The sequence below is a fragment of the Herbidospora galbida genome (assembly GCF_005233835.1).
Classification (GTDB): Bacteria; Actinomycetota; Actinomycetes; order Streptosporangiales; family Streptosporangiaceae; genus Herbidospora; species Herbidospora galbida.
This window is the reverse complement of sequence record NZ_SZQA01000003.1, coordinates 235,331-247,920: the sequence shown is the minus strand read 5'-3', so window position 1 is coordinate 247,920 and position 12,590 is coordinate 235,331. Positions and strand designations below refer to the sequence as shown.

14 protein-coding genes are annotated in these 12,590 nt (G+C 68.5%); 5 read left to right on the top strand and 9 right to left on the bottom strand.

All coding sequences use genetic code 11. The annotated features are described in order from the left end of the window. Nucleotides 1–20 precede the first annotated feature (20 nt). From FDA94_RS06165 to FDA94_RS39020, 5 genes are all read right to left on the bottom strand, one after another. Entirely contained in the window at nucleotides 21–1,247 is a 1,227-nt protein-coding gene (locus FDA94_RS06165; protein ID WP_137246040.1) for an acyltransferase family protein, read from the bottom strand. A 277-nt stretch (nucleotides 1,248–1,524) separates the two neighbouring features. Next, the gene (locus tag FDA94_RS06160) at nucleotides 1,525–1,965 is read right to left on the bottom strand and encodes a hypothetical protein (protein ID WP_137246039.1); all 441 of its coding nucleotides are present in this window, start codon (nucleotides 1,963–1,965) and stop codon (nucleotides 1,525–1,527) included. Further along, nucleotides 1,962–3,284, bottom strand: a complete 1,323-nt coding sequence (locus FDA94_RS06155; protein ID WP_137246038.1) for an alpha/beta hydrolase — start codon at nucleotides 3,282–3,284, stop codon at nucleotides 1,962–1,964. The genes FDA94_RS06160 and FDA94_RS06155 overlap by 4 nt, the downstream gene beginning before the upstream one ends. Before the next feature lie 52 nt (nucleotides 3,285–3,336). Then, nucleotides 3,337–3,804, bottom strand: coding sequence for a hypothetical protein (locus tag FDA94_RS06150; protein WP_137246037.1), 468 nt, complete (start codon nucleotides 3,802–3,804; stop codon nucleotides 3,337–3,339). Then, a complete protein-coding gene (locus tag FDA94_RS39020) occupies nucleotides 3,801–4,310 on the bottom strand; it encodes an alpha/beta hydrolase (RefSeq protein ID WP_281286540.1) in 510 nt (169 codons plus the stop codon). The genes FDA94_RS06150 and FDA94_RS39020 overlap by 4 nt, the downstream gene beginning before the upstream one ends. Here FDA94_RS39020 and FDA94_RS39015 point away from each other — a divergent pair. Then, nucleotides 4,309–4,527, top strand: coding sequence for a hypothetical protein (locus FDA94_RS39015; RefSeq protein WP_170990799.1), 219 nt, complete (start codon nucleotides 4,309–4,311; stop codon nucleotides 4,525–4,527). The genes FDA94_RS39020 and FDA94_RS39015 overlap by 2 nt on opposite strands. A 265-nt stretch (nucleotides 4,528–4,792) precedes the next feature. On the opposite strand, the gene FDA94_RS06140 is transcribed toward FDA94_RS39015, so the two are convergent. Continuing rightward, nucleotides 4,793–5,587 (bottom strand): SDR family NAD(P)-dependent oxidoreductase, encoded by a 795-nt coding sequence (locus FDA94_RS06140; protein WP_137246035.1) that lies wholly within the window; start codon nucleotides 5,585–5,587, stop codon nucleotides 4,793–4,795. A gap of 177 nt (nucleotides 5,588–5,764) precedes the next feature. Here FDA94_RS06140 and FDA94_RS06135 point away from each other — a divergent pair, with 177 nt between their 5' ends. Genes FDA94_RS06135 through FDA94_RS06120 form a run of 4 tightly spaced genes read left to right on the top strand, consistent with a single transcriptional unit; the run spans nucleotide 5,765 to nucleotide 9,474 of the window. Continuing rightward, on the top strand, nucleotides 5,765–8,149 hold the full coding sequence (locus FDA94_RS06135) for a sensor histidine kinase (protein WP_170990798.1): 2,385 nt from the start codon (nucleotides 5,765–5,767) through the stop codon (nucleotides 8,147–8,149). Beyond that, entirely contained in the window at nucleotides 8,146–8,553 is a 408-nt protein-coding gene (locus FDA94_RS06130) for a roadblock/LC7 domain-containing protein (RefSeq protein ID WP_137246033.1), read from the top strand. The genes FDA94_RS06135 and FDA94_RS06130 overlap by 4 nt, the downstream gene beginning before the upstream one ends. Beyond that, nucleotides 8,550–8,918: a DUF742 domain-containing protein gene (locus tag FDA94_RS06125; RefSeq protein WP_137246032.1), complete on the top strand. Its 369-nt coding sequence runs from the start codon at nucleotides 8,550–8,552 to the stop codon at nucleotides 8,916–8,918. The genes FDA94_RS06130 and FDA94_RS06125 overlap by 4 nt, the downstream gene beginning before the upstream one ends. Further along, on the top strand, nucleotides 8,899–9,474 hold the full coding sequence (locus tag FDA94_RS06120; RefSeq protein WP_061296721.1) for a GTP-binding protein: 576 nt from the start codon (nucleotides 8,899–8,901) through the stop codon (nucleotides 9,472–9,474). The genes FDA94_RS06125 and FDA94_RS06120 overlap by 20 nt, the downstream gene beginning before the upstream one ends. On the opposite strand, the gene FDA94_RS06115 is transcribed toward FDA94_RS06120, so the two are convergent. From FDA94_RS06115 to FDA94_RS06105, 3 genes are all read right to left on the bottom strand, one after another. Continuing rightward, complete coding sequence (locus FDA94_RS06115) at nucleotides 9,471–9,833, bottom strand: DUF742 domain-containing protein (RefSeq protein ID WP_137246031.1); 363 nt, start codon at nucleotides 9,831–9,833, stop codon at nucleotides 9,471–9,473. The genes FDA94_RS06120 and FDA94_RS06115 overlap by 4 nt on opposite strands. After that, a complete protein-coding gene (locus FDA94_RS06110; protein WP_137246030.1) occupies nucleotides 9,830–11,734 on the bottom strand; it encodes a sensor histidine kinase in 1,905 nt (634 codons plus the stop codon). The genes FDA94_RS06115 and FDA94_RS06110 overlap by 4 nt, the downstream gene beginning before the upstream one ends. 80 nt (nucleotides 11,735–11,814) lie before the next feature. After that, the gene (locus FDA94_RS06105) at nucleotides 11,815–12,471 is read right to left on the bottom strand and encodes a DUF998 domain-containing protein (RefSeq protein WP_170990797.1); all 657 of its coding nucleotides are present in this window, start codon (nucleotides 12,469–12,471) and stop codon (nucleotides 11,815–11,817) included. Nucleotides 12,472–12,590: the final 119 nt, after the last annotated feature.

Genomic DNA, 12,590 nt, shown 5'->3' with positions numbered 1-12,590 from the left:
GAGGGGCGCCGTTCGGCGTTTCAGGGGTGGCCGGGTGGGGGTGTGCGGTCGCCGGGCCGGGGATGGAGGGCGCCGCCCTGTGCAGTTTGCTGCGGGCCCTCGTTTGCCCAGGCCGGTGTGGTCGGCTGGGCGGGCGGAGTCGTGCGCTCATCTGGCCAAGCCTGGGATGTGTGGCCCTGTGGCCAGCCGGCTTGCTGCGGGGGGTCCTGGTTCGGCGGGGTGGGTGGGGGTGATTGGCGGCCGGGGTCGGATTTGAAGGCCCACTTCAGGTTGGGCTCGATCGCCCATTTGAAGAGGCGGCGGAACGGTGGTGTGCACAGGACGGCCGTGAGGGCGATGCCGAAGAGGATGACGGCGGCCACGCCGATGGGGTTGTTGAGTTCGTCGTGGAAGCGGTCGAGGCCCTTCACGACGAAGCCGTGCAGCAGGTAGGCGTAGATGGTCAGCCCGCCGAGCGCGGTGAACCACGTCTTCCTGGACGTGATGATCGACAGGAACGCCCCCACCAGGACCGCCCCGATGACGAGCATCAGCAAGCGGATGCCCGCCCCGGTGAGGTTGTCGACCCCGATCTTCGTGTACGCGTGACGCCACCGGATCCACTCCGTCGGCACGTCGTAGTGGACCAGGAACGTGATCCCGAGCCCCGCCACCAGCACGAGCGCTCCCGAGATCCTGACCCACTTCCTCTTCAGGATCTGGAAGTGCTGCGGCGTCAGCACCAGGCCGAGGACGTAGAACGGCAGCAGACCGAGGGTGCGGTTCATCGACAACTCGTCGGGCAGCGCCGACGCGCCGCTGATCAGCGAGATGCCCACCGCTACCGCGAGCGGCCACTTCACCTGGAACCAGACCGGCGTCGAGAGCCGCCAGATGAACAGCGACAGCAGGAACCAGGTGAGGAAGTAGGGGTCGAGCAGGGTCAGCTGGAACTTGCCGTAGAGGATCCACCGCGGCAGCGAGTAGGCGATCTCGAAGATGACGTAGGGGACCAGCAGCGTCGAGACGAGCTTCTGCGCCCGCAACCGGGTGAAGTTCCGCGACAGGTAGCCGCTGATCGTGATGAACAGCGGCATGTGGAACGTGTAGACGAAGAGGTAGAGCGCGTGCGCGTACGGTACGTCGCGCAGATCCTCCACCAGGTGCCCGCACACGACCAGGACGATCGCCCAGAACTTGGCGTTGTCGAGGAAGGGGTCGCGCTGCGAGACAACCGGGGGGCTGGAAGAAGTCACTGCCGCTGCCACCCGGGGACGCTATCGGCCCGAAAGAGAACGGACCAGGGAGCTGACGAAAACGCTAGGAGAACACTTGTGGGGACGCGTTTGGGAGCGCCGGCGGGAGAGAATCACGCCTGGTTCCGCCGTGGGGCGAGGGTGTGGCGGGGTGGGCGACTCGCTGCTTATGGGCACTGACATCGGCCTCCACCTTCCACTCGACCGCTGAACGACGGCTCACCCTGCTGTTCTATTCGACCGCTGAGCGACGGCTTACCCTGCTGTGTTCGATTGCGCCAATGTCGATTCACACATCCCGCCAAGGTTCGGGAACCTCCCCATCCAGACAGGCTGTGTTCCCAGCGATCCAGACGGTGCCCCGCTCGGGGAAGCCGTGTACAGACATCTCGATCAGCCGCCCACGGACGATCACTTCAGGCCTGTTGGGATGCTGTGTGCGATCCATCTGGATGGTGAGCCCCTCCCGGCGCCACAGTTCGCCGACGGCGACGACGGTCGCTCGCGGATCGCGGGCAGCAGCGGTGAAACCGAGCTGGAACGCCTGCCCCTCCCCGAGCTTGCACCACCACCTTCCGGGTGTGCGCTTGGGAATCTCGGTGAGTGAACTGACTCGTATTGCCCGTGCAAGCGCGGCGTCGAGATCTCTGAGCGCTTCGGATATCGGTGGCCGAGGCTCGGACGCGCATCCGGCGACCAGTAGAAGAAGCGCCATCACGATCCGCTTCACAGAGCGGCCCTCGCTTCCTCGTATGTCTCGTAGTCGTCACCGACGATCACCCTGGCCAGATTCAGCCCAGCGAGACGACCCGCCTCGCTGCCGCCGAAGTAGTCAGAGTGGGCATCCATGTCGATGCCAAAGACAGGGTGCGCTTCCGATCCTGACGACAGACGCTCCACCCCAGCCATGTAGACGGGGTCATCACCGTGGCCTGCGACAGTGTCTGGTAGCGGCACGAGCACGCCGAGGGTCTCGTCAGCGGTCGGGGCGAGCTTGATGATGTCGCCCTGGTGCCGCATGGCGAACAACTTCGTCCCGGGAGCGTTGAGCTCGTCGACGGACGTGACACCCCACCCCGGACTCGCGACCGCGACCAAGTTGTCGGGGTGGAGGCCCGCCCTCACCGCGTGCCCCGTGACCACGCTCCCGTAGGAGTGACCGATCAAGGTGGTACGCACCTCGGGCGCGAGGCGAAGGTCGTCGACGAAGTCCCGCAACTCCGGTGCGCCACGATCGGCCTGGAGGTCGAGCGTTGCCGCTCCCAGACTCTGCGGCAGTGGCGAGCCCATCCAGAGAATCGTGGCGGTGCTCACAGAGAGACCGGCGGCTGCCCCGTGGAGGGTCTGCAGAGTGCCCTCGGACCCAGCGAGATAGTTGGCCAGATGGTTTCCGGTGCCCGGAACGAAGACGGCTACATGTTTCGCGGTGGCGAGGTCGCCCTTGACCTCGGCGATCTTGCCCAGGCCTCTTGGATCGAAGAGCAGAAGTTGCCGGTCGGGGTTGAGAAGTCTGGTGTATCTGGCCGCGGCCGCCTGGTCACCCACTCGAACGGCCTCGGCGTGTGCCTGGCGTACCAGCTGCCGGTTCGCCGCGAAGCGGAGTTCGAACGGAACCCCCGCTCTGGCACCCACCTGCGCCGCACGAGCCAACGCCACGCCGAGCGCCTGAACCGGCGTGAGCGCCGCGAAGAACGCCGCCACGTCACCGTCTTCACCCAAGGTGTCGAAGGCGGCAAGCTGGTCGTCCAAGCCACCCGCCGCCGCAGTCATCAGGGCGTCGTAGGCGAGGTTGTCGCCGGCCGGGCTCCAGCCGATGAGGTCGGCCTGCGCGGCGACGGCCGCTCGCCTGCGGATCTCGGCGGCCGAAGTGTGGCACCACTCGACCAGGTTGCGCAGCGGTCCTTCGTAGTGCGCCAACTCGGGCGCAGCCGTTATGGGAAGCCCGACGGCCACCGAAGCGCCCTGGAGCCGGGTGATCTCCTCGGCCGCCTCATCGAGGCGGGAGGCCAGGAGGCGCATCGACGTGGCATCCGCGAGACAGAAGGTCACCAGCAGATGGTAAACGAACCATCACGCAAAGTTACCTCATAGTCCATATCCGCTATAGGACGCTGCGCCACGCACCCGGCACCTCGCCGTTGAGGCAGATGGTGTTGCCGCCGATCCACACCGTCCCGCGGTCAGGGAATCCATGGATCGAGATCTCTATGAGGCGACCACCGACGACGGCCCAAGGCCTGTCGGGATCAGCCGGCCTGTCCGCTTCGACGCGCAATCTCTCCTTGCGCCAGAAGGCGAGCGGAGCGGTGACGGCGGCCCTCGGGTCGGCCGACTTCAGGTCGATGTCCACGCTGAACGCGCTCTGCCGCTCCGTTCGACACGGCCAGGGACTGTTCTCCCGCTCCGGCGGAGCCGTCGGCCGCACCACTTCGACGGCTCGGCCCAGCGCATGCTCCAAGTCGGCCAGACCTTCCGCGATCAGCGCATCGCGGGGCTTCTTCATCAGGAATCCTCCGATCACGAGAACGACTACGGTGGTCAGGCCCACGGCAGCGGTCCAACGGGTCATCGCGCACCCTCCGCTTCGCCGGACCCGACCGGCTGTCCAGCCACCACGATCTCCGCGATGTTCATCGTGGGCAGGCGTGCCCGCCCCTCGTCTCCGAAGTAACTCGAATGCGCTTCGAAGTCTCCGCCGATCGGCAACAGGCGGTCATCGGTTCCGGAGGTCACGCGGGTCACTCCCGGCATGAACGCGGGATCACTTCCGTGTCCCATGACGGAGGTCGGCGAGACGACGCCCACCGATTTGGCGACCTCGTCCAGGGGCGGGATGAGGCGGATGACGTCGTCTGGATGTCGCACCGCATACAGAGAGGTGTCGGGTGCGTTGAGTTCCCCCGCCAATGTCATGCCCCACCCGGGGCTGCCCACCGCGATGAGATTGTCGACGGCGGGGCCGGCCCGTGACCTCAGCGATCTTGCCTTGGCCTCGTGGGTCGAACAGCAGAAGTTGCCGGTCTGGGGCCGGCCTCTCTGCCGCCGTCCTGTCACCCACTCGAACGGCCTCCGCATGCGCAAGACGTACAAGACGGCGGTTGGCCGCGAAGCGCAGTTCGAACGGAACCCCACCCCGCGCCCCCACCTCCCCGCCCGGGCCAGCGCCACCGCGAGCGCCCGCCCCGGCGTCAGCCCGACGAAGAACGCCGCGTCCCTGTCTTCCCCCAACCCGTCGAACGCCGCGAGTTCGTCGTCGAGGCCACCCGCCGCCGCCGACTTCAGCGCCTCGTAAGCGCCGGCAAGGGGTCGATCAGGTCGGCCTGGGCCGCGACGGCCGCTCTCCGTCTGAGGTCGGCGGCCGAAGAGTGGCACCACTCCACGAGGTCACGAAGAGGCCCCTCGTAGTGGGCGAGTTCAGGCCGACGGCCACCGACCCGCCCTGCAGGCGCGTGATCTCTCCGGCCGCCTCGTCAAGGCGGGTGGCCGGCAGGCGCATCGATTCGGCATCCGCCAGGCAGAACGTCACCAGCAGACGGTAAACGAATCATCACTCTCAGTTAGGCCAGCCCGACCGCTTCCGCGCTCGTCTTCCACAGGCGTTCGGCCAGGTCAGGGTCTTTCATTCCGGTCGGGACCTTGTCGGGGCGGTTGTCGCGGAAGTAGGCGCCGGCCAGTTTCTCGCCGTCTTCCGAGGTCGCCAGGTAGGCCAGGCGGGCGGCCGCCTTCTCCACCGGCTCGTGGAGGCCGGGGAGGGTGACGAGTTTCATGAACAAGGTTCCGCCGGCAAATGACGTCTTGATGACGCCGGGATGGAAACAGGTCGCTTTACAGCCGCGGGCGGCCAGGCCGACCGTGAATAGAGCGTTCGCTTGTTTGGTATCGCCATACTGCAGCCAGCCGTTCCACCGGCGTCGTTCACGCGAGAGGTCGGCGGGGTCGAGGCGGGCCGTCTTCGCGGCGCGGGAACTCGTCGTCACGACACGCCCGACGCGATCTAGAAGAATATTCGTCAACAGGAACGGCGAGAGGTGGTTGACCTGGATCATGAGTTCGTGACCGTCCGCAGTCATGCGGCGGTCGGGGACCATCACGCCGGCGTTGTTCGCCAGAACGTCGATCCGGTCGTACTTCGCACGGATTCGGGAGGCCAGATCACGGACGTCGTCGAGACGCGCGAAGTCCGAAACCTCCACGGCCACTTCACTGTCGGTGGCAGAACGGACACGGGACGCAGTCGACTCTAAGCGTTCGCGATCCCTCCCAACCAACACAAGTTGGTATCCCTTTTGGGCAAGATCCAGGGCCGCAGCAGCACCAACGCCCGAACTGGCCCCGGTGATCACGCTAATCATCAATTCCTCCACTGCGCTCGAACTGTATCGGTGCTAGTCTCCTGTGCGATCTTCCGGAGGTGCATTTCCCCCCAAATGCGGCGCGAGCCTCCACGCACTGCAGGAGTGGCCATGGGTTCAAGAAACCGGTCGATTCGGTTCAAGATCTTTCTCTTGTTGCTTCTGCCTCTTCTGACGTTGAGCGCACTATGGGGATTCGTCCTCAACCTCACCGTCGGTGACGGGCTGGCCCTGTTACGCACCGGCCAGCTGTACGACTCCGTCGGTGTCAGCTCCACCGACCTCGGGCTGCGGCTCCAGGCCGAGCGCGCCATGGTGGCGGAGCTGCTGAGCGAGAACCGGACGTCGTCGCCCGAGCTCAACGCGCTCCAGGCGCAGACGACGTCGACCGTGAACTCCTTCGTCAAGGTCGCCACCCTGCCGGAGAATCGGTCGATCATGTCCGAGAACCTCCAGCGCTCGATGGACGACCTGCTCGGCGCGCTCGACGAGCTGTCGACCATCCGCGACGCGGTCTCCGTCGGCAAGTACAACGTGCTGGAGGCCATTGTGGCCTACAACACGATCTTGGATGAGATGTTCGACGTGTACGAACAGATGGTCCAGATCCCCGACGTCCCCATGTACCAGCAGGCCAGCGCCCTGGTCACGATGGGCACCGCGCACGAGATGCTGGCCCGCGAGGACGCCCTGGTCAAGGGCTCGCTCGCGCAGAACCAGATGTCCGCCGAGGCCCACCGGTCGTTCGCCGAGTTCGTGGCGCTGCGCAAGCACTACTACGCCAAGAACCTGCCGACGCTGATGCCCGAGGCGCGGGCGCCCTACCAGCGGGTGCTCGACTCCGACCTCTACGCGCGGTTCTCCGAGCTCGAAGACCTGATCCTGTCGCAGCAGCGCCTCGGCGGCGCGCTGCCGGCCGACGTGATGCGCTGGCAGCCCACCACCGACAGCCTGGTCGGCGAGCTCGACCGGGCGCGTGTCCCGGCCACCGAGGCGCTGAACACCTACACCGCGGGCGTGGCCACCGGGATCCTCGGGCGGATCGCCATCGCGGGTGGCGTGGGTCTGATCGCCGTCGTGGCGACGATCGTCTTCTCGGTGCGGTTCGGCCGCCGGCTCGTCGCCGACCTGGCCGACCTGCGGAACGCCGCGCTCGAACTGGCCGACCAGCGGCTGCCCCAGGTCGTCGACCGCCTCAAGAAGGGCGAGGATGTCGACGTCGAGCACGAGGCGCCGCCCATCGACGCCGGCGGTTCGATGGAGGTCGAGGACGTCGGCCACGCGTTCAGCTCCGTCCAGCGGACCGCCATCGAGGCGGCCGTCGGGCAGGCGGCCCTGCGGCGCGGCGTCGGCCACGTGTTCCTCAACCTGGCCCGCCGCAACCAGAGCCTGCTGCACCGCCAGCTGACCCTGCTCGACTCGATGCAGCGCCGGTCGAAGGATCCGGAGTCGCTGGAGGACCTGTTCCGCCTCGACCACCTGACGACCCGCATGCGCCGCCACGCCGAGGGCCTCATCATCCTCTCGGGCGCCGCGCCCGGCCGGTCGTGGCGCAAGCCCGTCCCCGTCGTGGACGTCATGCGCGCCGCCGTCGCCGAGGTCGAGGACTTCACCCGGGTGACCGTGCTGCCGATGCCGGGCGCCTCGCTGACCGGCGCGGCCGTCGCCGACGTCGTCCACCTGCTGGCCGAGCTGATCGAGAACGCCACGATCTTCTCGCCGCCGCAGACCAAGGTGCAGGTCCGGGCCGAACTGGTGGCCAACGGGCTGGTGCTGGAGGTCGAAGACCGCGGTCTCGGGCTGACCCCCGAGGAGTACGCCGAGATCAACGCCAAGCTCGCCGCACCGCCCGAGTTCGACCTGGCCGACTCCGACCGGCTCGGCCTGTTCGTGGTCGGCCAGCTCGCGGCCCGCTACGGCATCGGCGTGGTGCTCCGATCCTCCCCGTACGGCGGCACGACCGCCATCGTGCTCATCCCGCGCAGCCTCGTCTCCGACGGGACACCGGGAGGCGCCCTGCCGTCGCGGAACGGCGCGCAGCCCGTGCTGGCCACGGCGGAGGACGTCGACACGAGCGACCACGAGCCCCGGCACAAGAAGCAGGAGTCCGAGCAGGCACCCGTCTTCGAGGTCGAGGAGGTGCCCCCGGCGGCCGAGCCGGAGCCCTCCCCGTACTTCACTCCGTCGGAGCGGCGCATCGAGGCGGTCCCGTCCGTCGAGCTGGTGCCGCCGATGGAGCCCGAGGAGAAGCCCGCGCTCTCGGCGCGCGGCCTGCCGACCCGGACCCGCACCACGGCCACCCGGCCGGCGACGCTGCCGAACAACATGCCGACCTCGGTCGCCAGCGGCACCCACAACGGGCTGCCCCGCCGGGTCCGGCAGGCGAACATGGCACCGCAGCTCACAGAGACCCCCTTGACCGCGCCCGTCGCCGAGACGACGGAGGAAAGGTCGCCGGAACAGGCGCGCGCGATGTTCTCCGCCTTCCAGCAGGGAGCGCGCAGGGGCCGTGAGGATGCAGACTACGCAGATAACGCGAACGGCGAGAAGGGTGAGGAATGACCGGGAAAGTCTCGGGGTCCGGCGAACTGAACTGGTTGCTCGATGACCTCATCAGCCGGGTGGGGGCCGTCCGTCAGGCGGTGATCCTCTCCACTGACGGTCTGGTCGTGGGTGCTTCCCAGGGACTCTCACGTGAAGACAGCGAACACCTGTCGGCGGTGGCCGCCGGGTTCCAGAGCTTGGCCAGGGGGGCCGGACGCCACTTCGGCGGCGGGGAAGTCCGCCAGACCATCGTCGAGATGGAGGCCGCGTTCCTGTTCGTGACGGCCGCCGGGCAGGGCACCTGCCTGGCCGTGCTGGCCGCCTCGGACGCCGACGTCGGCCACATCGCGTACGAGATGGCGATGCTGGTCAAGAGGGTGGGGCAACACATCTCCACCAACCCCCGGCGGACGACACCGTGACGCGCAAGGAGTGGCTGGACGACGACGCCGGGCCCGTCGTCCGTCCCTTCGCGCTCATCGGCGGACGGGCCCGTTCCTCCGGCGACGACCTCGACCTGATCGCGCTGATCACCACCACCGGTGTCAGCCCGCGCGACCGGGCCGACATCTCGCCGGAACAGGCCACCATCCTGGAGCTGGCGGCCGACACCGCCTCGGTCGCCGACATCGCGTCGGATCTGAACCTCGCCCTCGGGGTGGTGCGGGTGCTCATCGGTGATCTGCAAGACCAGGGGCTGGTGCGGGTGCGCCCGCCGGCTCAGGTTGCGCCGCTGCCCAGCGCGCGCATTCTCAAGGAAGTGATCAATGGCCTTCGCGCCCTCTGACGAGCCGGTCGCTCTCAAGATCCTCGTCGCCGGCGGCTTCGGCGTCGGCAAGACCACGCTGGTCGGCGCGATCAGCGAGATCCGCCCGCTGCGGACCGAAGAAGTGCTGTCCGACCGCGGCGTGGGCGTGGACGACCTCGACGGCGTCGAGACGAAGACGACCACCACGGTCGCCATGGACTTCGGCCGCATCACGATCCGCGAGGGACTCGTCGTCTACCTGTTCGGCACGCCCGGCCAGGAGCGTTTCTGGTTCATGTGGGACGAGCTGTCGTACGGCGCGCTGGGCGCGGTCGTGCTGGCCGACACCCGCAGGCTGACCGACTGCTTCCCGTCGATCGACTACTTCGAGCAGCGGGGTACCCCGTTCATCGTCGCGGTCAACTGCTTCGACGGTGCCGAGCGCTACGAGCCCGACGACGTCCGCATCGCCCTCGACCTCGACCCGGAGATCCCGGTCATGCTCTGTGACGTACGTCGCCGGGCGTCGGCCAAGGTCGTCCTGGTGACCCTGGTCGAGCACGCGCTGAAGACCCTGACCGCCACCCAGCGCTAAAGCGCGCGCAGGCCGCTGATGACCTCGCGGAGGATGTTCTCCGCGGGGGGCTTCGCCGTATTCGCGGGGCGGACCAGGATCAGGCCGTGGTCGAGCAGGTCGCCCAGCAGGATCCGGACCACCCCGAGAGGCAGGTCGGCGTCGGAGGCGACGTCGGCCACCTGGCGCGAGCGCGGGATGAGGGCCAGCAGCCGCTGGTGTTCGCGGTTGAGGTCGGCCCCGGCCTGGATTCTGGCGCCGGTGGCGGCCACCACCGACATGAGGTCCAGGGGCGCGTCGGTCGTGGCCCGCCCCCTGGTGAGTGCGTAGGACCGGACGACCGGCCCGTCGTCGACCCATTCCTCCGACGACGCGGTCATGAGCGGACCCCTTCCAGCACCGGCTCCGGCGCGAGCGCCGAGGACGGGATGAGCACAATGGCGGTGGTTCCGCCGAACGGCGACTGCCGCAGTTCCACACGTACTCCCAGTCGGGTGGCCAGCCGTCCGACGACGACCAGCCCGAGCCGGTCGGTGTCGGCCAGATCGAACTCCGGCGGGCTGGCCAGTCGTGAATTGATCTTTTCGAGGTCGGCCGCGCCGAGCCCCAGTCCCCGGTCCTCGATCTCGACCGCGAACCCCTTGGCGACCGTCTCGCCCCGGACCGAGACCTCGGTCTGCGGCGGCGAGTAGGTCGTGGCGTTCTCGATGAGCTCGGCGAACAGGTGGATGTAGTCGGCGACGGAGGCGCCTTGGACGGCCGCCTCCGGCATCGGGTAGATCCGGACCCTCGTGTAGTCCTCCACCTCGGCCACCGCGCCCTGGAGCATCTCCGCGACGGCCACGGCCTGCCGGTAGGTCCGGCCCGGCGTGCCGCCCGACAGGACGATCAGGCCTTCGGCGTGCCGCCGCATGCGGGTGGTCAGGTGGTCGAGCCGGAAGAGTTCCTCCAGAGAGCCGGGGTCTTCGGTACGGCGTTGCATCCCGTCGAGCAGTTTGAGCTGCCGCTGCAGCAGTCCCTGGCTCCGGCGGGCGAGGTTGCGCAGCGCGAGGCCGACGCTCTCGCGCAGCCGGGCCTGGTCGACGGCCGCGTCGACGGCGGTGTGCTGCACGGCGCTGAAGGCGTGCGCCACGTCGGCGACCTCGCCCGTGGTCCCCGGCGGCTCCAGCGGTGGCGCCTCGGCGGTCACGTCGACCTTCTCGCCGCGCCGCAGGCGCTCCACCACCCGGGGCAGCCGGACCTCGGCCAGTTGCTGTGCCGCGCTGCGCAGGGCGGCGAGTTCCCGGGTCAGGGCGCGCCCGAGGCGTACCGACACGAAGAGGCTCAGCACGACGGCGACCAGCCCGAGCAGCCCGGCGACGCCGGTGCGGACGAACGTGCCCACCGCCACCGGTTCGGCCCGCACCGACAGGCGCTGCTCGCTCGACAGCAGGGCGTCGCGGAAGGCCTTCTCGGTGGCGTCGACGGCCCGGCGCCACGCCGTGTGACTGACCGGCGCGGCGCTGACGAGCCGCGTCTCCAGCCGGATGTAGGAGCGGTAGGCGTCGGAGACCAGCATGTCCTCGAACGGCTTGCGCAGTTCGGGGTCGAGCTCCTTCATGCCCTGGAGGAACAGGAAGTCGCGGGTGCCGGAGTAGCGGATGAAGGCCCGGCTCTCCTCGACGGTGAACGGCCGGTCGTTGATGAGCACGCCGGCGCCCAGGGCGCTCTCGCGGGCCAGGAAGTCTTTGGCGAAGGAGAGCAGGCCCAGGCTGCGTGACTGCTGGTACAGCGGGACGTCGTTGTTGAGCGTGATGGTGTGGTCGAGCGCCTGCATCGCGGTCGGCAGCAGGCCGAACCGCTCGCCGAGCGCGGTCAGCCCGACCGCCTTGGTGTCGATGTCGTTGCGCAGGTCGTCGAGCTCGTCGACGGCCGCCATGACGTCGCTGAAGCGCCCGGCCATCGCCGGGGTCAGCGCGTTCTGCACGTCGGCGGTGTCCGCCATGCGGCGCAGGTCCTTGCGGGCCCGGTCGGTGACCTGGCGCTGTTCCATGAGGGCGTCGGAGGCCTCACGGGTGCCGGTGGCGGCGTACTCGGCCGACAGCAGGTGTTCCCGCTGCAGGGCGAGGACGAGCGTGTCGCCCGGCCGGCCGAGGCCGTCGTAGAGGCGTTCGACCTTGAGCAGGTCGAGCGATTCTCCGGTCGTGATGACCGCCGCGAAACCCCAAAGTCCCACCAGGGAGACCAGTGGAATGATCAACAGCGTGGAAATCTTGAACCGGATGGATCTGCTCGAAGCCATGGCACCTCATCGGCCGTACGTAGCCGATGAGGTTAGCAGTTTGCCCCGGTTTGATTCATTCGAGGATCACGTTTGTCTGATCACGCGGCGTGAGCGTGCCGACTTACGGGCTCGGACGTGGCGTTTTGTGTCGGGTCCGCAACAGGCTGACGGACGACTCCCGGAACTGTAGTGATGGTGGTCATGAGCCCGACTCGGAGCAGCTGCCACGAGATCGAGGCCACCAGCGCGAACTCGACGAGCAGCAGACCGCGCTCGGCCACGCCGATCAGCACGCCCCGGCCGGGCAGCGCCGCGTACGTGACGGCGGCCAGGCCCAGACCCGCGAGCAGGGTCAGCCATTCGAGCGTGCGGGCCACCGGCCGCCACTCGTCGTGGTCGCCGAACCGGCCGGCGAGCTGCGCGGTCGCGACGGGCAGCGCCAGGAACGCGACCGCCACGAGGTAGTCCTGCGCGCGCGCCCACGGGATCGCGGCCACGCCGAGCAGGGTGAGGGACCAGAGGAGGATCAGCCGCTCGGGCCAGCCGTCGATCGGCGCCGATGCGGCCTTCAGCCCGGCGAGCAGGGCCAGTGAGGCCAGGCCCAGCATCGCGAGGGCGAACTCGGTCAGCACGCCGCGCTCCTGGGCGGCGTACTCGCTGATCGACAGCGCGACCGGGTCGAGGTGAGGGGAGGGATCAAGCTGACCGGCCACGACGGCGGCCATCGCGAGCACCAGAGCGGAGATCGCGATCATGGGAGAGAGCCTCTTGACCATACTTCGAGAGTGCCTCGTCCACCGCCGGATATGCATCCGGTTAAGACCCCATTCACCCCTGATGGATACCCCCTAGGGGGGCTCAGGGTCGCCCCAGG